Origin of the sequence: Pseudoalteromonas sp. KS88, assembly GCF_004766475.1 — a bacterium.
In the GTDB taxonomy this organism is placed as follows: Bacteria; Pseudomonadota; Gammaproteobacteria; order Enterobacterales; family Alteromonadaceae; genus Pseudoalteromonas.
In genome coordinates this window covers 7,903-31,087 of sequence record NZ_PYHV01000022.1, presented here as the reverse complement: position 1 = coordinate 31,087, position 23,185 = coordinate 7,903, and the positions used below count along the sequence as shown (strand labels likewise).

Annotated in this window: 19 protein-coding genes and 1 tRNA gene; 19 read left to right on the top strand and 1 reads right to left on the bottom strand. The window is 37.4% G+C overall.

The annotated features are described in order from the left end of the window. Window positions 1-145: 145 nt before the first annotated feature. Entirely contained in the window at window positions 146-2,794 is a 2,649-nt protein-coding gene (locus C7Y70_RS15175; protein WP_135475608.1) for a family 20 glycosylhydrolase, read from the top strand. A gap of 242 nt (window positions 2,795-3,036) precedes the next feature. Next, window positions 3,037-4,326 carry a sugar MFS transporter gene (locus tag C7Y70_RS15170; RefSeq protein ID WP_099296821.1) on the top strand — a complete coding sequence of 430 codons (1,290 nt, stop codon included), beginning with the start codon at window positions 3,037-3,039 and terminating at the stop codon, window positions 4,324-4,326. A 401-nt stretch (window positions 4,327-4,727) separates the two neighbouring features. Here C7Y70_RS15170 and C7Y70_RS15165 read toward each other — a convergent pair. After that, a tRNA-His gene (locus C7Y70_RS15165) sits at window positions 4,728-4,803 on the bottom strand. 280 nt (window positions 4,804-5,083) lie between these two features. Here C7Y70_RS15165 and C7Y70_RS15160 point away from each other — a divergent pair. The 17 genes from C7Y70_RS15160 to C7Y70_RS15080 all read left to right on the top strand — a co-directional run bounded on the left by C7Y70_RS15160 (window position 5,084) and on the right by C7Y70_RS15080 (window position 23,164). Beyond that, window positions 5,084-5,902, top strand: coding sequence for a mechanosensitive ion channel domain-containing protein (locus tag C7Y70_RS15160; RefSeq protein WP_135475606.1), 819 nt, complete (start codon window positions 5,084-5,086; stop codon window positions 5,900-5,902). An 87-nt stretch (window positions 5,903-5,989) separates the two neighbouring features. Further along, window positions 5,990-6,760 carry a DUF481 domain-containing protein gene (locus C7Y70_RS15155; RefSeq protein WP_135475604.1) on the top strand — a complete coding sequence of 257 codons (771 nt, stop codon included), beginning with the start codon at window positions 5,990-5,992 and terminating at the stop codon, window positions 6,758-6,760. A 126-nt stretch (window positions 6,761-6,886) separates the two neighbouring features. Beyond that, window positions 6,887-9,565, top strand: coding sequence for an SLBB domain-containing protein (locus C7Y70_RS15150; RefSeq protein ID WP_135475621.1), 2,679 nt, complete (start codon window positions 6,887-6,889; stop codon window positions 9,563-9,565). Window positions 9,566-9,592: 27 nt separating this feature from the next. Then, window positions 9,593-10,546 carry a Wzz/FepE/Etk N-terminal domain-containing protein gene (locus C7Y70_RS15145; RefSeq protein WP_135475603.1) on the top strand — a complete coding sequence of 318 codons (954 nt, stop codon included), beginning with the start codon at window positions 9,593-9,595 and terminating at the stop codon, window positions 10,544-10,546. 56 nt (window positions 10,547-10,602) lie between these two features. Next, window positions 10,603-11,664, top strand: a complete 1,062-nt coding sequence (gene wecA, locus C7Y70_RS15140) for a UDP-N-acetylglucosamine--undecaprenyl-phosphate N-acetylglucosaminephosphotransferase (RefSeq protein ID WP_135475601.1) — start codon at window positions 10,603-10,605, stop codon at window positions 11,662-11,664. Next, on the top strand, window positions 11,661-12,803 hold the full coding sequence (gene wecB / locus C7Y70_RS15135) for a UDP-N-acetylglucosamine 2-epimerase (non-hydrolyzing) (protein ID WP_135475599.1): 1,143 nt from the start codon (window positions 11,661-11,663) through the stop codon (window positions 12,801-12,803). The genes wecA and wecB overlap by 4 nt, the downstream gene beginning before the upstream one ends. An 84-nt stretch (window positions 12,804-12,887) precedes the next feature. Next, the gene (locus C7Y70_RS15130) at window positions 12,888-14,057 is read left to right on the top strand and encodes an oligosaccharide flippase family protein (protein WP_135475597.1); all 1,170 of its coding nucleotides are present in this window, start codon (window positions 12,888-12,890) and stop codon (window positions 14,055-14,057) included. Then, entirely contained in the window at window positions 14,026-14,535 is a 510-nt protein-coding gene (locus C7Y70_RS20770) for an acyltransferase (RefSeq protein ID WP_135475595.1), read from the top strand. The genes C7Y70_RS15130 and C7Y70_RS20770 overlap by 32 nt, the downstream gene beginning before the upstream one ends. Then, window positions 14,528-15,595 (top strand): polysaccharide pyruvyl transferase family protein, encoded by a 1,068-nt coding sequence (locus C7Y70_RS15120; protein WP_135475593.1) that lies wholly within the window; start codon window positions 14,528-14,530, stop codon window positions 15,593-15,595. Before C7Y70_RS20770 ends, C7Y70_RS15120 begins: the two co-directional genes overlap by 8 nt. Window position 15,596: 1 nt before the next feature. Further along, a complete protein-coding gene (locus C7Y70_RS15115; protein WP_135475591.1) occupies window positions 15,597-16,724 on the top strand; it encodes a glycosyltransferase family 4 protein in 1,128 nt (375 codons plus the stop codon). After that, complete coding sequence (locus tag C7Y70_RS15110) at window positions 16,691-17,842, top strand: polymerase (protein ID WP_245321546.1); 1,152 nt, start codon at window positions 16,691-16,693, stop codon at window positions 17,840-17,842. The genes C7Y70_RS15115 and C7Y70_RS15110 overlap by 34 nt, the downstream gene beginning before the upstream one ends. 8 nt (window positions 17,843-17,850) lie before the next feature. Then, window positions 17,851-18,708, top strand: a complete 858-nt coding sequence (locus tag C7Y70_RS15105) for an ATP-grasp fold amidoligase family protein (protein WP_135475589.1) — start codon at window positions 17,851-17,853, stop codon at window positions 18,706-18,708. After that, window positions 18,701-19,510, top strand: a complete 810-nt coding sequence (locus tag C7Y70_RS15100; RefSeq protein ID WP_135475587.1) for a glycosyltransferase — start codon at window positions 18,701-18,703, stop codon at window positions 19,508-19,510. Before C7Y70_RS15105 ends, C7Y70_RS15100 begins: the two co-directional genes overlap by 8 nt. After that, the gene (locus C7Y70_RS15095) at window positions 19,510-20,388 is read left to right on the top strand and encodes a glycosyltransferase family A protein (protein WP_135475585.1); all 879 of its coding nucleotides are present in this window, start codon (window positions 19,510-19,512) and stop codon (window positions 20,386-20,388) included. Before C7Y70_RS15100 ends, C7Y70_RS15095 begins: the two co-directional genes overlap by 1 nt. A gap of 1,000 nt (window positions 20,389-21,388) precedes the next feature. Further along, a complete protein-coding gene (gene rfaH, locus C7Y70_RS15090; RefSeq protein ID WP_135475583.1) occupies window positions 21,389-21,877 on the top strand; it encodes a transcription/translation regulatory transformer protein RfaH in 489 nt (162 codons plus the stop codon). Window positions 21,878-21,955: 78 nt separating this feature from the next. Next, complete coding sequence (locus C7Y70_RS15085; protein WP_135475581.1) at window positions 21,956-22,510, top strand: hypothetical protein; 555 nt, start codon at window positions 21,956-21,958, stop codon at window positions 22,508-22,510. 309 nt (window positions 22,511-22,819) lie between these two features. Next, the gene (locus tag C7Y70_RS15080; protein ID WP_135475579.1) at window positions 22,820-23,164 is read left to right on the top strand and encodes a four helix bundle protein; all 345 of its coding nucleotides are present in this window, start codon (window positions 22,820-22,822) and stop codon (window positions 23,162-23,164) included. Window positions 23,165-23,185 lie beyond the last annotated feature (21 nt).

Here is a 23,185-nt window from a genome sequence, read left to right as displayed (position 1 = left end):
ATAGCTGATAGCTGATAGCTTTTATTTCAATTAATGATAGCGCTGTCATTTTAGTTTTTATATGATGGGGAGGAATTTATAAACAATAATAAGAGATTATGCAGGGGGAAATGCGTAGTCTTAGGGTATAAACGAGGAGAGAGTAATGGATTTAAAAAAGCACGCATTGGCAGGTTTGATTGCTGCGATGCCATTTATGGTGCAAGCGCAGTTTTCGCAAAGTGATATAGACAGCTTTGCAAAACAGACCACATTAACATTTGCAGTCATCGACAACTTTCATAATAAAGACGCCGGTTTTTTAGGAAAGATCACCTTAAATAACCAATCAAACGTTGCACTTCCTGCTGGTGAAAGTGATTGGCAGCTTTACATTCACTCTGTCCGTAAAATTAATACTGAGCATGTTGCTGGTTTAAATATTGAGCACGTTAATGGTGATTTACATCGTATTGTACCAACTAAAGATTTTAAAGGTTTAGCAGCAGGCAAAAGCTTAGATATCGAGTTTGATGCACAAGTCTGGGTTGTGGCTTATACCGATTTTATGCCGCGAGCATTTTTTGTCTCTGGGGATAATACGCCTGCTATCTTTGCGAATACCGATACAGAAGATATGACTCAATTTGTAGCGCCATTCGAGCGTGAAAATCAGTTGCGTCGTTATAACGAGCCTAAAGATCGCACTGTATTAATCACGCCACAAGTGCGCTATGAGCGTAACCAAGCCGCGGCTATTAAAGTATCTAAAGAAGACGCACTAAAACGCATTATTCCAAAACCGCAAAATATTGAATTTAATCGTGGTGTTGCCAAACTTGATAACAGCTGGCAAATTCGTTTTCAGGGTCAATTGAAAAGCGAAGTGATGGTTTTCATGCAAGACTTGCAAGATGACTATGGTCTAAAACTTAAAGCACAGCCTGATCATATTAAAGCCAACAATGAAAAACTGATCAGCTTAAAAGTAAACCCAAATCTTGCAGAGGGTAAAAGCGAAAGTTACACCCTTGAAATTGATGATGACAAAATTGAGATCGTTGGCAGCGATAATGCTGGTGTATTTTATGCTATGCAGAGCTTCTTAAACTTAATACCAGCAAATAGCCAAGGTGCGGTAGAGATGCCACAGCTGGAACTTGAAGATAGTCCGCGTTATGAATGGCGTGGCATGCATTACGATAATGGCCGTAACTACCATGGTAAAGAAGCCATGTTCAAATTAGTTGAACAAATGGCGCGTTACAAGATGAATAAGTTGCACTGGCACTTTTCGGAAGATGAGGGCTGGCGTTTAGAAATCCCAGGTTTACCTGAATTGGCTGAAGTGGGTGGTTACCGTTGCTTTGATCTTGAAGAAAAAGCGTGCTTGTTAACACAGTTGGGTACAGGTCCGTTTAAGTCTGGTTCAGGTAATGGATTTTTAACTCGTGATGAGTTTGTGGAGTTATTAAAGTTTGCTAAAGACCGCCATATTCAAATTATTCCTGAAATAGAAGGCCCAGGTCACGCGCGTGCATCTATTAAAGCTATGGAAGCGCGATACCATAAACTCAGCGATCAAGCTAAGCAAACGGCTAAAAATAATTTAACAAATAAAAGACAAACCAACAAAGAAGTACAGCAAGTTGATATCAGTGCAGCTACACAATATCTATTGAGCGATCCGAATGACACCTCCGTGTACATGACGGTGCAAAACTACAAAGATAACTCAATGAATGTGTGTATGGATTCAACCTACGCATTTTTAGATAAAGTGACTTACGAATTACAGCAGATGTATCGTGAAGCGGGTGTGCAACTCAAAAACTTGCATATAGGCGGGGATGAGGTAGGTGCAGGCTCTTGGGTTGGTTCACCTATATGTCAAGCAATGTTCGCTAACCCAAATAATGGGGTAGCAGGGCCAGCTGATTTAAAGCCTTATTTTACTCAACGCGTAGCTAAAATGCTTGAAAAGCGTGGGATATCGCCGGGTATCTGGGAAGACGGTATTATGTATGATAAAACAAACTCGTTTAAGCGTAATGAGTTCCCAAATAAGACCTTTACAGTAAACGCTTGGGATAATATTTGGGAGTGGGGAGTTGCCGACAGAGCGTACCGCTTAGCGAATGCAGGTTATCAAGTCATTCTTTCACATGGTACGCACTTGTATTTTGATCACCCGTACGAGGCGCACCCTCAAGAGCGTGGCTACTATTGGGCAACGCGCTATACTGACACCGCAAAAGCATTTAATTATATGCCAGATAATGTGTACGCTAATGCAGACTATACACGTACTCGTGAGCCGATAGACAACTTAGAAGCACTTGTGGGTCGCCCATTGCCGCAACTTGAAAAGCCTGAAAATATTTTAGGTATGCAAGGTCAGGTTTGGTCTGAGACGATTCGTACCGAAGAGCAAGTGCTAGCCATGATCTTCCCACGTATTTTATCTGTTGCTGAGCGTGCTTGGCATAAAGCTCCATGGGAAGGCGAGCAAGCTAATACAAAACAGCGTGCTAAAGATTGGTCACAATTTGCCGCTGCGGTGGGCCTTAAAGAGTTAACTAAACTGGCCAAAGCTGATGTAAGTATTAATTTACCTGTCCCAGGCGGAGTGGTTGAAGATAGTAAATTAAAGGTTAATACTCCTTTTACTTACTTAGAAGTAGAGTACAGCTTGGATGATGGTCAAACTTGGCAGCGCTACACAGCTCCGATCAGTGTTTCTAAATCGCAGAAAATCGCTTTAAGAAGCCGCTTAAATGAGCAACTGCATAGCAGAATTACCTATATAAATTAATATATTAGTAAGTAGTTTTAAATTGAAAGGGCCTTTAGGCCCTTTTTTATGCCAATTGTAAAATAAATAGTTACTAGTAATATGCCTGTAATTAACGTAAAGTTTTATGGCAGCGCTGTCATTTTTGTTAGGGTAATGTTATAAATTACCCTCTAGAATGAAGCTATGTGAAGTAAATCTAGTTAAGATACTTACTAAAATATAGATAACTATAATTAAAGCTCGCAACAAGAGAATGTTTTATGGAAGCCACCGTGTCAAATAAGCAAAGTAATTTTATACCCATGGCGATAGTCGCCACTCTATTTTTTATACTCGGTTTTGCAACCTGGTTAAATGGCTCATTAATGCCTTACTTAAAACAAGTATTGCAACTAACGCCATTTCAGGCATCGCTGATTTTATTCTCTTTTTATATTGCAGTAACCTTTACTGCCGTACCTTCAGCGATGATTATTCGTAAAGTCGGCTATAAAAATGGTATGGCACTGGGTATGGGCACCATGATGGTTGCTGGTCTACTCTTCATTCCTGCTGCAAAAACGCAAGTATTTGCCTTGTTTTTATTTGCACAGCTAGTGATGGGGGCAGGTCAAACATTATTGCAAACGGCGGTTAACCCGTATGTAGTTCGTATTGGGCCAGAAGAGTCTGCAGCGGCACGTGTTAGTGTAATGGGTATTTTGAATAAAGGTGCCGGTGTAATTGCACCGATTGTTTTCACAGCGCTTATTTTAAGTGACTTTACAGGTTCAGTGGGTAAAGAGTTAACTCAGCTCGAAATCGATGCAATGGCAAATAGCTTGATTTACCCTTATTTAGGTATGGCTTTATTTATCGGTGCGCTTGGTTTTGCTGTAACAAAAATGCCACTACCTGAACTATTAGATGACGAAGAGCAAGGTCAAAAAGGCCAAGTGAAAGCCGCTTTAGCACATCCTAGCTTAGCGCTAGGTGTTGTTGCATTATTTGTTTATGTTGCTGTTGAAGTAATCGCCGGTGATACAATTGGTACTTTTGCTTTATCGCTAGGTGTTGAAAAATACAGTGTTATGACCTCTTATACCATGGCTTGTATGGTGCTAGGTTATATTATTGGTATAGCACTCATTCCACGCGTAATATCTCAGCAAGCTGCTTTGAGTGTATCAGCTATTTTAGGTAGCATTCTAACAGTGGCCATTGTAGTGAGTGATTCAAGCTCTGTGGTTGTTGCAAGCGCGCTTGGTTTAGAAGTGCAATTACCAGATACACTATTAATGATTGCTGTGTTAGGATTCGCTAATGCAATTGTTTGGCCTGCTGTATGGCCACTGGCACTTTCAGGTTTAGGTAAGCTAACCAGTGTTGGTTCTGGTTTATTGGTAATGGGCATTGCCGGTGGTGCATTTGGTCCATTATTTTGGGGCCTTGCCAGTGGAGGTGTTGACTCTGCTGACGCACAGCAAGCAGCCTATATTGTAATGTTACCTTGTTATTTATTTATCCTTTTCTATGCTGTTAAAGGCCATAAGATGAAAAGCTGGAAGTAAGTGACTTTCTAGAACCTAATTATTGAAAAGAATTTCTATAATGTAGAAATAATCCCGTGTGTAATGCCACCGAAAGGTGGCATTTTTTTGTCCAAAAAAAAATGAAGCACTTTGCGCGCTGGCGAAGTTAAAGTTTTTAGGAGCTAGGAGCTAGGAGCTAGGAGCTAGGAGCTAGAAGCTAGGAAGTGACTAGAGGCTAGGTATAGTCGAAGCCCTGTGCACTCTGTGGTAAAATTGTTTAAATGGTTAGCTCACCGCAGAGGTAAAGATTAAATGGTTAAAAGTCTGCTCATCACAACCGGCAGCACGCAGCAAATAACCCAAAGCCATGTTTGGATTTTCTATACAAGAATTAAAATGGAATATTAAACAAAGAAACGATATTAATAAGATGGGAAAGATGGGGCGATTGACGGGGCTTGAACCCGCGACAACCGGAATCACAATCCGGGGCTCTACCAACTGAGCTACAACCGCCACAACACACCTTGTTTGGTGTGGCGCGGATAATACATAAAATTATAAATCTTGTGAAGGGGTAAGCGTAAAAAAATTGAAAAAAAATAGAATATCAATCATTTTGAATAAAAATCATTCTTTTCATACTGTGTTCATGTTGTAAGACTACACTTTCGCGCTCAGAAAATTCGTATTTCACTACGTACTTTTATACTAGCCAATAAATTAATATAAAAAAACGACTCAAATCAGATATAATTTAACCAGCAAACTGCTTAACCTCACATCAGGAGTGAAAATGGATACAATATTAAACTGGATAAACGAAAACTCAGGGTTGATCCTGCATTACGGCATACAAGCTGTTATCGCACTCGTGATCTTTCTATTGGGTGGGCGCGTTGCAAAATTTTGTGCAGGCTTAACTGAAAAAGCATTCGATAAGAAAAAAGTTGATAAAGCGGTGGGCTCGTTTGTATCAAGCATTGTCTACGCGATTGTATTTATGGCGACTATCTTGATGGCGCTATCGCAAATTGGTATCGAGACAACATCATTTATCGCTATTTTAGGTGCTGCAGGTTTAGCCGTTGGTTTAGCACTTCAGGGGTCTCTATCAAACTTTGCATCAGGTGTGCTTATTATTCTACTTCGCCCATTCAAATCAGGTGACTACGTAGAAGCTGGCGGAAAAGCAGGTACAGTCAAAAAAATCGAAATATTCTCTACGGAATTTCGTACACCAGATAATAAAGTAATCATCATGCCTAACTCGTCGATTATGTCAGGTCCAATTGTTAACTTTTCACGTGAAAAAACTCGTCGTATCGATTTAGTAATCGGTGTTGGCTATGATGCAGACCTACGTGAGGCTAAAGCGGTGCTTAAATCTGTGTTAGACAAAGAGTCGCGTATTTTAAAAGATCCGGCTTACACAGTGGCAGTCAGTGAACTTGCAGACTCAAGCGTAAATTTCGTAGTTCGCCCTTGGGTTAATTCAGCCGATTATTGGCCAACGTATTTTGATTTAATGGAAAACATTAAAATCGCGCTCGATGATGCCAACATTAGCATTCCATTTCCGCAAATGGATGTGCATTTCCACAAAGAAGATTAATACATAAAGCACGCAGGCTAAATTGCAGCTCATCGCGATTTTAGCAGCGTGCTCTTATTTAACGTTAAGTAGCAAGGTTATTTTTTAATGAAATTAAAGCTTTTATCAATTTTAGTTGCAGCATCAGCTTCAACTAACGTATTCGCTGAAGAAACTCAAACATGGGACATTACCAGTGAGCTAGGTGCCATCGTCACTAGTGGTAATACAGAAACAACTACCCTAAAAGGTGGGATCAAAGCATTACACAACTTAGAAAACTGGAATAATGAATACAAGGTTGATGGTCTTTATAAAGAAGACGAAGTTGAAAATGAAGCCGGTGCTAAAGAAACGCAGCGCACTAATGAAAAGTACTCGCTTTCAGCGCAAGGTAATTACAAATTAAACGAAGATCACTCACATTTATATATTTACGGTTCGTATGTTTCTGATTACTTTGGTGCTTATAGAAACGAAGCCGTAATTTCAGCAGGTTACGGTCAGCGTTTTATTGACCGTTCAGACATGTGGTTAAATGCTGAGATTGGTCCTGGTTACAAGCATTTTGAGTTTCCTGAAGGTAGCGTGGATGAAAACGGAATTCCAAATGCGGGCGACACAGACAGTGAAGTTATCGCACTAGGTAAATTGGATTATAATTGGCAAATATCTGATAACGCAAAATTCACTCAATTAGTATCTGTAGAGTACGGTGACACAAACACCAAAACACGTTCAGAAACGGCATTGCTAGCTAAAATTAATGGCTCGCTACAAATGAAAGTTGCTTATAACATCACTAACAACTCAGAGGTTGCTGATGATAAAGAAAGCACAGATACAGAGACGTCATTGACATTAGTTTACAGTTTTTAACAATTTATTTAGTTAAAATGACATTAAACTGCAATAAAGGGACTTAGGTCCCTTTTTTATTTGTAATGAAATAATGTAGAATAGCCAATCTTTTTGGCCGTAGAACTCGGGACGCACCTATTTGTGATGCTATTTAATCGAATTTTAATAATTTTGTTACTCTTTTTTTCTGCATTTACGTGGGCATTCACGCCAAGTGCGGCGCAATTAGAACAATTTAAAAAATTACCCAAAGCTCAACAAGAAGCCCTAGCAAAGCAGTATGGAGTGGACCTTTCAAGTATTACAGGTAAGGGTAACTCACAAAATACAGCCCCGGAGCAGCCAACAATACAACCTCGACTTCAAGTTGAAGAAGAGGTGCTAACTGACGAAGAGCGCTTTAAGCCAAAAGAAAACGAACTCAAGCCGTTCGGTTATGAACTGTTTGCTGGTGAACCCACTACTTTTATGCCAAGTGAAAACGCAGCTGTCCCTGATACGTATTTAATCGGGCGAGGCGATCAATTGAATATTAACTTTTATGGCAAAGAAAGTGAAAGTCATGAAGTTGTAGTCGATCGAGAAGGCCGTATTAGCATTCCAAATTTAAGTCCTGTGCAAGTTGCGGGATTAACCTTTTCTGAAGTAAAAGAATTAATCAAAGCTAAAGTTGAACAAGAAGTTATTGGTATAAAAGCATTTGTATCGGTCGGTCAGCTTCGAAGCATCCGTATTCTTGTTTTAGGCGAAGCATATAAACCAGGCAGCTATAGTGTTTCATCACTTACAACAGTATCACATGCACTTTTTGTCAGTGGTGGTGTATCGGATATCGCCTCACTACGTAATATACAAGTTAAACGCGCAGGTAATGTGGTTGCTAACTTTGACTTATATGACTTACTAATAAAAGGCGATAGTCGAAATGATATCATCTTAAAGCCTGGCGATGTGGTGTTTATCCCTCCTGTAGGAGCGCAAGTGGCAGTTGAGGGAATGGTTAAACGCCCTGCGATATTTGAGCTCAAAGCAAACGAAAGTGCACAAGACTTAATAAAAATGGCCGGTGGATTAAAGCCACAAGCCTATGCACGTAAAGCTGTCATTGAGCGTTTTAATGGTCACAACATGAAAGAGATCCTTTCAGTAGATTTTACCGCGTCAGATATTAGTTATACCCCACGGGATGGCGACCGCCTGCGCTTTAACCCTGTTAGCTTACAATACCAAAATTCAATTAGCGTCATAGGTGCGGTTGCACGCCCAGGGAATTATCAATGGCGTGAAGGAAAACGTATTTCAGATGTGTTTTCTTCTGTGCGTGGTGACTTGCTGCCGCAAGCTGATTTAAGCTACGGCTTATTAATTCGTGAAGTTAATATTGCGCGTGACATCGATGTCTATCAATTTGATGTAGCTCAAGCAATTATCAAAGCCAATGGTCATGACTTAGCACTACAAGCTAACGATAAAATCCTTATTTTTAGCCGTTTTGAAGAAAAAGAAGCCGAAGAACTAGCTTTAGCTAATTTAGCCTTAACACAAGAGCAGCAAGAGCAGCAGCTCAAAGCTAAACAGTGGCATAAGTACCAACAAAAAGAATTTGAAAAATACATCGGTGTGCTTGAAGAAGAAGACCCATTTGAAAAAGCGCAACAAGAAGCAAATCTAACCATTGCCCAGTTAGCAAAGCAGCGAAAGGCCGAAGAAGAAGACGAGCTGGAGCTTTCACCTGAAGATTACGCTATTTTTAGTCGTTATAACTTACTAAAGCCAATTAAAGCTAAATTGAAGCAGCAAGCTTCAATACAAAAAGCTATGCAGTTAGTCGAGGTTAACGGTCATGTGGCTTTCCCTGGTGTTTATCCGTTAACAGTTGGCGCTGAAGTCAATGAATTAATAACTGCTGCAGGTGGTTTGCTTGAGTCCGCTTATATAGATCAGGCAGAAATAACACGTATTGCTGCTGGTGATGCTTCTAAAGTGGAACATATAAAATTTAATCTACAAAAAGCAATGCTTGGTGATAGCGGTAATAACCGCGTACTACGCAGCAAAGACAGCTTGAATATCTTTTCAATTCCTAATTGGCAAGAAAACGTAAAAGTTGAGCTTAAAGGCGAGGTTAAGTTTCCGGGGATTTATACTATACGCCGAGGCGAAACACTCACCAACCTATTAGACCGCGCAGGTGGCTTCTCTGAGTTTGCAGAGCAAAATGCTGCAATCTTTACGCGTGAATCTATCCGCGTACAAGAGCAAAAACAACTAGCAAAATTATCTGAAGAATTACGCCGAGATATCGCGCAAAAGAGCTTTGAAAATTCAGTTGGTGGTACATCACTTTCATACGATGAAATGAATAAATTACTTATAGACTTAGCTGATGTTGAAGCTGTAGGTCGCTTAGTTATTGATTTGCCATTAATCGTCGAAGACAAGCAAAAGCTGGTACTACAAGATGGGGATACCCTTTATGTACCAAGCAAACGCGACTCAATTAGTGTTATTGGTGAAGTTAATTACTCGACTTCGCACTTATACAAACCAGGAATAAGTTTTGAAGACTACATCGCACTGAGCGGTGGCTTAAAGGTCCGTGCCGATGAAGAACGTATTTATATTATCAAAGCTAATGGCTCTGTAAAAATACCAGATTCAGGTAGCTGGTTTGCAGTAAGTGACTCTCAAACCTTAGAAGCCGGCGATACAATTGTAGTGCCTCTTGATTCAGGTTATATGAATAACTTAACGCTTTGGAGCACAGCAACACAAATTGTTTATCAATTAGGTGTAGCTGTTGCTGCGATTAGTAGTATTTAGTTAAGCTTTATTAGAAGAGAGTGAAAAGTGAGCACTAAAAGTTCGATAGCAAATGAGAGTATGAAAGTTGGCGAAAGCGATAGTAGTGACGGCCTCACTGCAACTGATTTAGTCTTAGCAATTTGGAAACATAAGTTATTAATAATTGCGACGACAACAATGTTTGTGATTTTTTCTGTTTTATATGCAGTTAACCAGCCGAACATTTATAAATCTGAGGCGGTTTTAGCACCAGTTGAGCAAGTAAACTCATCGTCACTAAACTCGCAATTTGGTGGGCTTGCTAACCTAGCAGGGATAAATTTAGGTCATTCTGGAGCAAATAAGACTCAATTAGCGTTGGAAACATTGCAATCTAGAAAGTTTATTCAAAGCTTTATTTTGAGACATGATATCTTACCTGAGCTTTTTGCAGCTGATGTGTGGTACATGCATAATAATACGCTTGGTTATGATGAAGAATTATATGATAACAACAAAAAAGTATGGGTAAGAACCGTAGCTCCTCCCAAAAAAGCAAAACCGTCTTTACAGGAGGCTTACAAACAATTTAGCAGAATAATCAATATTTCAGAAGACTCAGAGACTGGCTTTATTAAGCTCCATATCATGCACTTATCACCTTATATTGCGCAAGAATGGGTTACTCTTTTAGTAAAAGACATAAACTCATACATGAAAAACCAAGAAGTTAAAGAGGCTATCAAAAGTCAGAAATTTTTATTAGAACAATTAAAGCAGACTAAAGTAGCTGATATGAGAGTTGTGCTTTTTAATTTGTACGAGGAGCAGGCTAAGACTGTTATGTTTGCAAATGTACGTGAAGAATATGTTTTTAAAACATTAGATCCAGCTATTGTGCCTGAACTAAAAGACAGCCCTAGGAGAGCTTTAATATGTATTTTAGGGGCTTTGGCGGGCATTTGCATTGGTCTGTTAATTGTATTCACAAGATTGTTTTATGCGCATTCAAAGAGCTAAAGTTTTTCGTAATACTAAAGCTTATTTTTAACATCAGCAAAGGTGTATATTTTTAAATGAACATAGTTTTACCTTTATTGATTGCCTTTACGGCTTGTTTTTTTGCTATTTGGTTAACTAAACCAATGGCAATTAAAACTGGATTGGTTGATATCCCTAATGGTCGAAAAATCCACGATGGTCAAGTTCCCCTTATTGGTGGCGTAGCCATTTATATAGGTGTGTTTTTATCGTCTATATTATTTTTTGACTTAACCTATCCATTTAAAATTTATTTGATAGCATCAGCCCTAACTTTAGTGCTTGGCGTATTTGATGATAAATTTTCTCTGAGTGTAAGGCTCAGAGTTATTATCCAAGTAGCAATTGCTATGCTTATGATATATCAAGGTGGTGTTAGTTTAAATTCACTTGGTTTGATTTTTGGTTTCTTTGAGGCTTCATTAGATCACAGCAGTATTGTAATTACAGTTATTGCCGTAATAGCGGCTATAAATGCATTTAATATGGTAGATGGTATAGATGGTTTGGCTGGAGTGCTAAGTGTTATTACTTTTATTGCATTAGGCATTTTGTTGTGGGTTGCTGGTTCCGTGTGGTATCTACTGGCATTACTTTTCATTGCGGCAATAATAGCGTTTTTATTATTTAACCTTCGTTGGCCTACAAGAGCGATGCATAAAGTATTTATGGGTGATGCTGGAAGTATGTTAATAGGTTTTACCATAGTGTGGTTGCTTCTCATTGGTGCTGATAAAAGCGTAAACGCTTTTAAACCTGTAACGGCACTCTATTTAATAGCAATTCCATTAATGGATATGGCAGCAATAATGTACAGAAGAGTCAAAAAGGGAACTTCCCCCTTCAAACCAGATCGTGAACACTTACACCATATATTTGAGCGAGCTGGGTGCTCAAGAAAGCGTTCACTTATTATTATCGCTCTAATGGCTGTAGGGGTAGCTCTATTAGGTGGGTTGATGGATTTTTTCAACGTTCCAGAATGGATAATGCTACTCGTATTTCTAATAATATTCTTTTCTTATAGCTATGCATTATTTCATGTCTGGAGAATTCTAAGCTGGATCAGGAAGAACCGAACGGAGGCAAACTTATGACCCTTAAAGTATTAACTGTATTTGGAACAAGGCCCGAAGCTATTAAAATGGCTCCGTTAGCGATTGCGCTAGAAAAAGATGAAAAGTTTGACTCAGCTATATGTGTAACAGGACAGCATAGAGAGATGCTGGATCAGGTACTTGAACTATTTTCTATTATCCCTGATTACGATCTAAATATAATGAAAGCAGGGCAAACATTACCGGATATTACAGCGAAAATATTGACAGGACTGACCTCTATACTAAAAACATTCCAACCAGACATTGTTTTAGTTCATGGAGACACTGCGACTACATTTGCTGCGAGTTTAGCGTCATATTACGAGCAAATTCCAGTAGGGCACGTAGAGGCTGGTTTACGCACTGGTAATATATATTCACCTTGGCCTGAAGAAGCAAACCGAAAATTAACTGGTGCTTTATCGGATATACATTTTGCACCAACAGAGTCATCGAAACAAAACTTACTCAAAGAAAATATCGCCGATGAAAAAATAGTTGTAACGGGAAATACCGTTATCGATGCGCTTCTGCATATTCGTGTAATGTTAGATTCAAATGCAAAACTACAGACTGAATTACAAACAAAATTTCCATTTTTAGCTGAGAATAAAAAGGTCATTTTAGTTACAGGCCATCGCAGAGAAAGTTTTGGTAAAGGTTTTGAGAATATTTGTGAAGCGCTCGCTAAAGTGGCGCAAAAATATGAAAATGTACAGATAGTATACCCAGTTCATTTAAATCCAAATGTTCAAGAGCCTGTTAACCGCATTTTAAAAGATGTTGGTAATATACACTTGATTGAACCTCAGCAGTATTTACCTTTTACATATTTAATGTCTAATGCGCACATTATCCTTACAGACTCAGGAGGCATACAAGAAGAAGCCCCAAGCCTTGGTAAACCTGTATTGGTCATGAGAGATACTACTGAAAGGCCCGAGGCTGTTGATGCCGGGACAGTAAAGTTAATTGGCACAGATAAAAATCGCATCATCGATGAGCTAACTTTATTACTTGATGATGAATCTGAATATCAAAAGATGAGTTTGGCGCATAACCCATATGGTGATGGAAAAGCTGTCGAAAGAATATTGAAATCTATCAGCCAACTGGACTTTAAGCAAAATAGCTAGTTTTATATCGCTTACTGAGTGAATTATTTTAAACATAAAGTAAGCGTGACAAATTGTTTTAGACAACCAAGCAGTTAAGTGACGATGAATTTATTTAAAGCAATATTAAGTGTTGGTACATCTCGTTTGATTTCAGCATTTATTGCTTTTTTAATTTCAATCGTTGTTATGAATGAGCTTTCGATAGCTGATTATGGCGACTTTTACTTTTATTTATCAGTTATTACATTAGCGACCACTTTTCCGTGTATTGGCATAAACAACAGCTATATTTTTAACGCTGATGCTAAACTAGAAAGTCGCTTTATATCTTTAAAAGTATTCATTGCATTTGTTCTTTCAGTATTAGCTTTAATACTAAAGTTATTAAATGTAATAAATGATAACCTGTTGATCCTATGTTTGATCACTGGCTTTGGCTTATCAGTTTTTGATTCTCACTTGTCTAATTTACAGCTTAAAAAGAAGTTTACTGCTTATGCATTCCAATTACCTATTAAAAATATAGCTATTCTCGTTATCGCTTATTTTTCCTTAGCAGTATTTGATAGCCCAGTTTATATTTATGCTTATGTATCTGCAGTGGTTTTCTTTTTAGTTGTTATCACCTACAGGCGTAAATTAACCGTTGATTTTGGCTTTTCATTATTTAGCAAGATGGCCGGAGGCTTCTATTTTTTCGAGATATCGTCACTAATTATGATTCGTTCTGAAACATGGTGGTTAAAATATTATAGTGATAACGGACATCTAGATGATACTCAACTTGGCCTTTATGGAATTGCATTTACTATATGTACAGTCGTGTCTATAGTTTCTATAGCGGTTAATTCAGCCTTACTACCGTATGTAAGGAATACACCATCGTTATTAAAAATAAAGAATGTGATCATGTTATTTCTATTAGCGTCTGTTGCTTTAATCCTATTTTACATATTGGTATATATTATTGTTAATTATTACTATGCAGAAAAGTATGGTGAAGTAATTGATTATTTATGGCCAATCTTACTCGGTATGTTATTTAGTTTTATAGCAGGCTTCATCAGGTTGGACCTAGTTCAGCGAGAGCTTAATAGTTATTTGAATAAAATATATACACTCCAATTGTTAATGACCATTAGTTTGGGTGGTTTTCTTATATATTACTTTGGGCTTTTTGGTGCAGTAACAGTATTTGCTGTAGTGCGTTTCATTGGTTTAGTAATGATACTTTTAAAATATGATTATAAAAATACTAAAACGCTTTGTTAAAAAGCGAAATAATTTCAAATTACTGGGTAATAACTCCGTCGTATCAAAAGGGAAGTTTTTTGGTGCAAATCAAACGACTATTGGTGACAACTGTTACATTGGTCCTGAAGCGTATTGGTATGGTATTGGAGGAATAAATATTGGAGAAGGTACTATAATAGGACCTAAATCCACTATTTGGTCCGCTAATCATAATTATGAATCAGATGTTGCTATACCTTATGACAAGCAAGTCATTAATAAAGCTGTAATAGTTGGCCGAGCTTGTTGGTTTGGTTTTGGTGTACATATTTGTCCAGGAGTAACCATTGGTGACGGTGCTGTTATTGCTATGGGAAGTGTTGTTACCAAAGATATTCCTGAGTTCGCGATAGTGGGTGGTAACCCAGCTAAAGTAATTGGTTACAGAAAAAACGTGGTTAACTTTCAGCGCTTACTTCAAGATAAAAAATACTATTTAGAGACAAAAAATGAATGAATATAAATGTTTAATACGAGGTGCATACGGGGCCTCTAATTTTGGTGATGATGCACTACTAGACGTTATATACACAAAGTTGTTATCTAAATACTCAGAGCAAGATATTGCTATTTGGGGAAGTAATAATGTTTACCTTTCATCGTGGTATCCCCAGTCTAAAATAATTATAAAAAAAGACTTATATAAAACACAGTGCGACACACTTATTTACGGTGGGGGAACACAGTTTTATGACTTTGGCAAAGGGCGTAGCTCAAAACAGCTAGTAGGGTTATTAACAAACCCTGCTTATACGTTTAATAAATTAGTTAATAAATTGCTTGGCAAAGGAAAGAAGCCGGTTGAGTTTAATCGCGAGCTTTATTTAGCGGTTGGTATGGGGCCATTTCTGCCTGACTCAGTGATTAAAAAAAATGTATTGCAAAAAATGAAGCGCTCAGACTTTGTATCGTTAAGAGACGATAAAAGTATGGCATTTGCTGAACAAGCAAATGTCACCGCTCTTAAAACCGTTGATATTTGCCTATCAAAAACGTTACAGGAAGGTAAGAAAGATAACGGCAGAATAGCAGTCGTTTTAAGAGATTGGGAACATACCGAAAGCGAATATACGATTGAACATCTTTACGATAAATTAAAACATTTAGATTTAGCTAATGTTGACTTTATTACTTTTGGAAAAGATCAAAAGCTCAAACAATTTATTAAAGAGCGTAACCTCAACTTATACGAATGGGATCCGTATAAAATGACGATTGATGATTTTTTAAATGTGTTTGGTCGCTATGAGTTAATTTATTCAAGTCGATATCATGGTGTTATATACTCTGTTTTACTCGGGATCCCCGTTATAGCGCTACCGATTGAGCCTAAACTAGTCCAAGCAAGTCTTGAGCTGCCAGGGGTGACCTTGTATGAGCCAGAGCATGATTTTCTCTACTATAAAGACTATGCACAAGCTAACTATGATAAAATAGTTAACTCTTTACTAGAGACTAAGCGACTCAAACATAAAGAGTCTAACCAAACAATAGATAAGATGCTTGCGAACCTATAATATGCACAACTTTGTTATTTTAATTGATCGACTTTACACCCTCGATGGTAGCGAAAAAACAATCGGGGGGATTCAAACCTATTTAACAGCCCTAGCAAAAGTTATTTTTACAAACTTTGGGGTAAAGCCATTTATTTATCAAAGTGGAAGTCGTGATTTTACTATAGAACAAGCACATTACATTGTACGCGGTATTGATACCGGTGGAAAAGTTAACCCCAAACAAACTTTCAACGCGCTTAACAAAGAGCAGGTAGCTAATAATACGCTTTTAATATGGGGCTCCGATCAGTATTCTTTGCCTAATCGTGATTTCAAAGCTATTAATATTCAGCATGGTATTGGCTTTGACACTGAAGCCATGCATTCACCAGCTAAAAGAATGCTAGTAAACGCGGGGTTAACCTGGCTCTATAAAGGGTTGCAACGTTATAAAGCAATAAAAATTTTTGAAAATACTTCTGCAGCCGTTTGCGTAGATTACAACTTTTTAAACTGGTACAGAACGTTTCGTTCGAGTAATCAAATATCTGAAAACGTTTTTGTGATCCCTAATTTTACTGACATCCCTGAAGAGCCTGTTAATAAAAATAATGAGTTAATCAGTATCGTATTTGCAAGACGATTTGTGCAAAGGCGCGGTGTTGATATCGCGGTCAAACTAGCAAAAGAATTAATTGAAAAGTACCCTAACGTTGAATTTTATTTTGCTGGTGACGGCCCTCAAAGAAAAGAAGTCGAACAGCTTGTTAATGAATCATCGCGGATCTTTTTAACTAAATTTAAAAGTGATGAATCGATAAGTTTCCACCGCGATTTTTCTATTGCTATTGTTCCTTCTGTTGGCTCCGAAGGCACTTCTTTATCTCTGCTAGAGGCTATGGCTTCTAATTGTGCAGTGGTTGCATCAAATGTCGGTGGCATGACCAATATAATTTTAAATAACTTCAACGGCTCACTAATACCACCCACTTTTGATTCATTTTATAACGAACTATGTAGTTTAATTGAAGATAAAAGCAAGCTGGCTATGTACCAAAAAAATGGTTACGAAACAGCTAAAGCATCATTCTGTAAAGCAAACTGGGAACGGGAATGGGTCAAAGTCATAAACTCAGTGTTGACGTAATTTTATCTAAGCTAATCATCTTGTGGGTGTTCTTGACCTTATTTTTACCCTCAATGAAGTTTTTTTATTTTAGCCCAGTACTTAATGTTATTAGCTTGTTGGCCGGTGTAGCTATTTTGATTCTCGGTTTCAAGCATTTTACTATCAACAAAGAAGGGCTTTTAGCATTTATGTTTTTTATGCTCTTTTTTGCATTGTTAACATCATCTTTTTGGCAAGGCTACGCAACATTATCTCAAGATTATATTTTTAAAGTTATTAGCATTATATTTATAGTTGTTGTAGGAATTGTTTTTTCTAATAAAGTTAACTTTTCATCGGACTTTTTAATAAAACTATCAGCTTTTTATGGCTTAGTTTTTTGTGCCTTTAGTGCGCTTGGAATCATTAAAGCATCAGCCTCCGGGGCGTTGAGTTACTTAAATTTAGGTCTACCAATTGGCATTACGGTAATTAGCTGTTTTTTATTGTTTTTGAGAGCGGGTAACAAACTGATGAAGTTAGTTTACATACTTTGCTTTTTATTCTCGTTTTTAATGATGCTGAAAACACCCGCCCGAGGGGTGCTTTTAGGGACTTTAATACTGCTGCTTTACATGTGCTTTATTTATAAAAGAAAGCGCTATATTTTGTATTCAATTGGCTTAGTAACCCCTTTATTTATTATCTACTGGGATGAAATATATGCTTTATCTTCTTTTGTTATAGGAAAAATGGAAAGGCTTATTTTTAGCATGGAAGAAGAAGCTCGCTATGATTACTATGTAAGGGTTATCGGCTATTTTTCAGAACAATTTTGGGGTTTCGGTTTACGCTCATATCAACCTTTACTCGGTTTTTATCCGCATAGCCTATTATTGGAGTTTTTAATGGTAGGTGGTGTGTTTTTAGCATCATCATTCCTTATAATTTTAATATTGTCATTTACTAAGATTTTTAAAAATATTGGTTGTAAAACCGACTTAGATTTTATTTACATACTCTCAATGTACTTTTTTATTCAGTGGCACCTCTCATATGAGCTGAGTTCAGCTTATGGGCTTTTCCTTTGTCTAAGTTTAGTTATGAGTAAAAAATTATTAGTGGCCCAACCAAAATATGAAGCAGTAGCTGCCTGAGGAGAAACATGAGACTTAAACTAATCATCGCGAAAATATTACAATTTATACCTGATGATATTTATTCTAAATGTATGTATTTTTTGTATCAAAAAAAGTTGCCGAACATTAATGGCAATAATTTTAGCGAAAAACTGTTACGTAAAAAGTGCGGTTTGTTGAGCCAAAGTGAAAAACAATTAAGAGAAGTAATAGCTGACAGGTTACTAGTTAGAGATTACGTAGAGAGTTTAAACACCGATGTAAAGCTTATACCATTACTATGGTCAGGGAAGTCTATTAGCCAAGCTATTTGGGATGAACTACCTAATAAGTTTGTTATAAAGGCCCGTCATGGCTCACAAATGGTATTAATAGTCGATAAAAGCACTCACAACTTTGTAGACGTATTTGCTAAAACTGAAGAGTGGAAGAAAATTGATTATTACTTATTCGGCCGAGAATGGGTATACAAAAACACACCACGTGAGCTTGTGGTAGAAGAGTTCATCAGTTTTGAGTCGGATATCCCACCCGACTATAAGTTCTTTTGTTTAAACTCTCAGGTTGAGCTCGTACAAGTAGACTTAGGCAGGTTTAGCTCTCACAAAAGAAATTTATACAACAGAAGTTTTGAAGGCCTCGAAGTAACATTCAAGTACCAAGCAGGCAAAACTATAGCAAAACCTAGCTTATATGATAAAGCAGTCTTAATTGCAGAATCATTGGCAAGGGATTTAGACTTCATTCGGGTGGATCTTTATATTCTTGAAGACGAAATATATTTTGGTGAGCTGACTAACTTTCCTGAAAACTGCTTAGTATCATTCTCTCCACAGAGTTTCGATTTAGAGTTAGGGCAAAAAATGAGATTGAAAAATGACTGATAAAATTGCCGTTTTAATGTCAGTTTATTCAGGTGATAAATTACACTTTATAGAGTCCGCGGTACAAAGTATTTTGACGCAAAGTTATAGCCATTTTCATTTTTATATTGCGGTGGATGGCAAGATAAGCGAAGAGGCTTCGGCTTATTTGAATAATCTAAACCAAATGAAGCAAGTTAGCGTTTTTTTCTACCCCGAGAATAAAGGCTTAGCTACGAGATTGAATCAACTGCTTGATCATATTGCTGATGAAGGTTTTACCTATGTCGCTAGAATGGATGCGGACGATATCTCGCATACAGAACGTTTTGCTAAACAGATAAACTTTATAAATCAGCATAACCTTGATGTGATAGGTAGTAATCTTATAGAAATAGATGAGAATGGCGCCCAACTACAAGAAAAAAAGATGTTTTTGACTCATCAAGAGATAGCCAAAAATATAGTTAAACGATGCCCTGTTAATCACCCAACAGTTATGTTTCGTGCTGACTTGTTTAGTAAAGGAATTCGATATAATGCTAAATTACTAAACACACAAGATTACGAACTTTGGGTACGATTAATAAAAATGGGCTATAAGTTCGGTAATATTAACGAGTCTTTATTATATTTTAGAGTTGATAGTAACTTTTTTAAAAGGCGTAGTATTAAAAAAGTATTCAATGAAGTTAAGTACAAACTCTTTGCTTGGTTTTACTTAACGCGAAGCATATCGGATCTGTTTTTCATAGTCGCATTTTTTATAATGCGGGTTTCTCCCAAGTTTCTGCAAAAGCTTGCTTATAAGAGGTTAAGGTAATGGAGTCTGCTGTAATAATTACAACTAAAGATAGAGTTGAGTTTTTAGTGCGTGCTGTAAACTCTGTATTTTCTCAATCTCTATTGCCGGAAGAATTGATAGTAATCGATGATAATTCAGATAAAGAGTTACCCCAAAACATATTAAGCGCTTTTCAACAGTCGGCATTACAAAAAGGGGTCGCTTTTACTTATATTTATAACTCTGAACCTAAAGGTGGGAATTATTCAAGAAACCTTGGGGTACGAAGTAGTTCGAGTGAATTAATTCATTTTTTGGATGATGACGATCTATGGCTGAAAGATAAAGTTAAAGAACAGGTCAAAATTTTTACTGAAAATACGCGTATTGGCCTCGTTTATACAGGCAAGCAATTTGTAAATAGTGCTAACTTAGATAGAGTGATTCGAAAAAGTAAAAACTCGAACCGCGAAAACTCAATATGGAAAGGTAACTATATCGGGTCAACTTCCGGTGTTGCTCTAAAGAGAGCTATATTTGAAAAGGTAGATGGCTTTGACCCATTATTAAAATCGATGCAAGATTTTGATTTATGGGTGCGGGTACTCAAAGTAAGCGATGCGCTCTGGGATTGCCAACACAATTTAGTCTACACCGTACACGCCAGTAATAATAAACAAATCACCAGCAATGTGGATAAGCATAAAGATACCATAGCTTACTTGAGAGAAAAATATAGAGAGGAAATTAATAGCTTACCGAAAGATGTTCAAAAAGTTTATTTATCTCGTTTAGAGCACGTAATTGCGAGAGCATACAGAACTCAAGGCAGTTTTAAGTTTATTAAATATGCCCTAAAGTCATTGCAGTTACATTTTTCTTTGAGAACGTTAGCTTTATTTTTAAATATTAAATGATTACTCCTTGGTTTATCCGTAAAAATTGCTTTAATTTCAAGGCTAATAACCTAAAATATTGTGAATATATTTATACATTAAATCTGAAATTAGAACGCATAAAGTGCTGCTTGTCATCTATGTAGAAAGTCGTTTGTCTATTATTAGACTTAAAGCAATCTGCAGGTTTTTTACTTTTCATATGGCACTGATGTTAGCTTGGTATTTCTTTAGTCGGGTCTGTAACAACGCTCTTTGAAAATAAGCATTATGATGCGTGAGTGAATGTAGCTGGGACTCTCTACTCGAGCTTAGTTACGGACTCCGACCCATTACTTTGAGTAAGAGACATTAAAATAAATTTAGTTGGCAGTTACTTAATATGCCGAGCGGCAGTTAAAGCGCATACATCAATTAAATTTATTAATGTTGCATAAACGGCTGCGTATGATAGTTGTAAAGGTTGTATAATTTATTGTTCTGGCAAATGAAGGAGTGGTAACTATATCAAAGGGGCTTTGTTGTAATGGCTTCCATGTTGTTATGTTGTGTGTATAGGTGTTATAGGTACAAAGTTGTGAGATGGTTAGTCAATCGACAATCCAAAATAATGACCGTGACTGAGGGCTGTATCCATTTTAGATGTTCTATTGAACGACCAAAATGGAAAGCTGCTGTTCTATAGAAAAATGAAGACTAGGAAAAACGTTATAAAATAGTTTATTTCGTTACTATTTAAGCTGAGTGACGCAGTTATATTTAGGTTTTGGTACCAGTGCTTGTTTATTATGTGCTCCCTATTCCTTAATAAAACGCAATTTGATATCAACAATTTAGCATACATAAATCCCGTATTATTAAAACCATATTGACTTGAAATGACTTAATACGCTTCCATTTTAACTTGAAAAGTTTTAATGGGGTTTTTATAGACAGCCCATAGTGCAGTGCGTATAATCCCCATGCTTATATTTCAGGTAGAAATACTAAAAGCGAAGAAGTCAGTATTTTAGGGATTGATATGGATAGTTGGTACTTATTATTTTGTAAGCCGCGCCAAGAAGGGCGTGCAAAAATCAATTTACAAAACCAAGGGATTGAAGCATTTTTTCCTCTACTAAAAACTGAAAAACTCATTAAAGGTCGTCGTACTTTTAAAGAATCTGCATTATTTCCAAATTATCTATTCGTTCGTTTAAATTCACAAACCTGTAACTTTGCTGCAGTAAAAAATACTCGTGGCGTAAGTGGTTTTGTGTCGTATGGTGCGTCCTATCAAATAGTGCCTGGGTACCTGATTTCTGAATTACAAAATTTCAAACCAAATCTAAACGCAAACGACCTGCCAAGCGCGGGTGATTTAGTGTACCTAAACAACGGCTCATTTAAAGACGTACAAGCCATATTTAAAGAACCAGACGGCGACATGCGCAGCATATTATTAGTAAATCTACTTAACCAAAAAATAGAAGTAACAGTAGATAATAACGATATAAGAAAAGTAGGGTAAAGGTACTAGGTTAAAGGCGCTAGGAAGAGAAAGGCTCTAGGTGCTAGGGAAGTTACTTGGAGCTAGGGGGGATTTTATATGCTTTCTCTTCTCTGTGTAGCGAAGCGCCTCGGAGCCCTCGGTGGTAAAAAAGGTTTTGTAGCAGCGATTTTATATCGCGTTTTTAAACGAAAAAGTAAAAGATTCACCACAGAGAACACAGAGTTCACAGAGAAAGTAACTGAGATTCATTTTATATGTCTTCTCTGTGCAGTGAAGCGCCTCGGAGCCCTCGGTGGTAAAAAAGGTTTTGTAGCAGCGATTTTATATCGCGTTTTTAAACGAAAAAGAAAAAGGTTCACCACAGAGAGCAGAGAGTTCACAGAGAAAGTAACAGTGATTCATTTTATATGTCTTCTCTGTGCAGTGAAGCGCCTCGGAGCCCTCGGTGGTAAAAAATGTTTTGTAGCAGCGATTTTATATCGCGTTTTTAAACGAAAAAGTAAAAGATTCACCACAGAGAGCACAGAGTTCACAGAGAAAGTAACTGAGATTCATTTTATATGTCTTCTCTGTGTAGCGAAGCGCCTCGGTGCCCTCGGTGGTAAAAAAATGGTTATGATTAGTTTATTTAGTCCGCTACTCGTTGCATAAAGCCCGTAGCAGTTTTTAAACTGATTAACCTAGAACCTAGAACCTAGAACCTAGAACCTAGAACCTAGAACCTAGAACCTAGAACCTAGAACCTAGAACCTAGAACCTAGAACCTAGAACCTAATTTTATCAGTACGTAGGAACTGCAACCTAGGGGCGGAAGCGTGTCCGAAGGACTAGACAAGCAAATAGTTTTGCTTTCAAGCTTTTGGCAACGGGCAACGGGCAACGGGCAACGGGCAACGGGCAACGGGGCAAAGTTAGGGTTGCTCAATAGCATTTTACATCATAATCATCCAAGGATTGGCCATGAAATATGAAAATTTAGAAGTATGGAAAAGGTCATTTAAGCTAAGTTTGTTAATATATAAAACATTTGAAACTTTGCGCGACTATGGTTTAAGAGATCAGATGCGACGATGTGCTGTCTCAGTGCCAAGCAATATTGCTGAGGGAATGGAAAGAGACTTTGAAAAAGAAAAAGCACGCTTTTTAGGTATTGCCAAAGGCTCGATAGGTGAATTAAAAACGCAGATAATGATTTCACTTGAGTTAGGTTATATTAGTTATCAGCAATCTGAGTTTATACTCGGAGAATGTGAAATAATTGGAAAAATGCTTGGCAAGTTAATAAAAACCATTAAAAATGCCTGATAAGCACGAAGCACGAAGCAC

Excerpts from the sequence above, each read along its gene's own strand:
- C7Y70_RS15175 (WP_135475608.1), top strand. The coding sequence starts at position 146 with ATGGATTTAAAAAAGCACGCATTGGCAGGTTTGATTGCTGCGATGCCA.
- C7Y70_RS15170 (WP_099296821.1), top strand. The coding sequence starts at position 3,037 with ATGGAAGCCACCGTGTCAAATAAGCAAAGTAATTTTATACCCATGGCG.
- C7Y70_RS15160 (WP_135475606.1), top strand. The coding sequence starts at position 5,084 with ATGGATACAATATTAAACTGGATAAACGAAAACTCAGGGTTGATCCTG.
- C7Y70_RS15155 (WP_135475604.1), top strand. The coding sequence starts at position 5,990 with ATGAAATTAAAGCTTTTATCAATTTTAGTTGCAGCATCAGCTTCAACT.
- C7Y70_RS15150 (WP_135475621.1), top strand. The coding sequence starts at position 6,887 with ATGCTATTTAATCGAATTTTAATAATTTTGTTACTCTTTTTTTCTGCA.
- wecA (WP_135475601.1), top strand. The coding sequence starts at position 10,603 with ATGAACATAGTTTTACCTTTATTGATTGCCTTTACGGCTTGTTTTTTT.
- wecB (WP_135475599.1), top strand. The coding sequence starts at position 11,661 with ATGACCCTTAAAGTATTAACTGTATTTGGAACAAGGCCCGAAGCTATT.
- C7Y70_RS15130 (WP_135475597.1), top strand. The coding sequence starts at position 12,888 with ATGAATTTATTTAAAGCAATATTAAGTGTTGGTACATCTCGTTTGATT.
- C7Y70_RS20770 (WP_135475595.1), top strand. The coding sequence starts at position 14,026 with ATGATTATAAAAATACTAAAACGCTTTGTTAAAAAGCGAAATAATTTC.
- C7Y70_RS15120 (WP_135475593.1), top strand. The coding sequence starts at position 14,528 with ATGAATGAATATAAATGTTTAATACGAGGTGCATACGGGGCCTCTAAT.
- C7Y70_RS15115 (WP_135475591.1), top strand. The coding sequence starts at position 15,597 with ATGCACAACTTTGTTATTTTAATTGATCGACTTTACACCCTCGATGGT.
- C7Y70_RS15110 (WP_245321546.1), top strand. The coding sequence starts at position 16,691 with ATGGGTCAAAGTCATAAACTCAGTGTTGACGTAATTTTATCTAAGCTA.
- C7Y70_RS15105 (WP_135475589.1), top strand. The coding sequence starts at position 17,851 with ATGAGACTTAAACTAATCATCGCGAAAATATTACAATTTATACCTGAT.
- C7Y70_RS15100 (WP_135475587.1), top strand. The coding sequence starts at position 18,701 with ATGACTGATAAAATTGCCGTTTTAATGTCAGTTTATTCAGGTGATAAA.
- C7Y70_RS15095 (WP_135475585.1), top strand. The coding sequence starts at position 19,510 with ATGGAGTCTGCTGTAATAATTACAACTAAAGATAGAGTTGAGTTTTTA.
- rfaH (WP_135475583.1), top strand. The coding sequence starts at position 21,389 with ATGGATAGTTGGTACTTATTATTTTGTAAGCCGCGCCAAGAAGGGCGT.
- C7Y70_RS15085 (WP_135475581.1), top strand. The coding sequence starts at position 21,956 with ATGCTTTCTCTTCTCTGTGTAGCGAAGCGCCTCGGAGCCCTCGGTGGT.
- C7Y70_RS15080 (WP_135475579.1), top strand. The coding sequence starts at position 22,820 with ATGAAATATGAAAATTTAGAAGTATGGAAAAGGTCATTTAAGCTAAGT.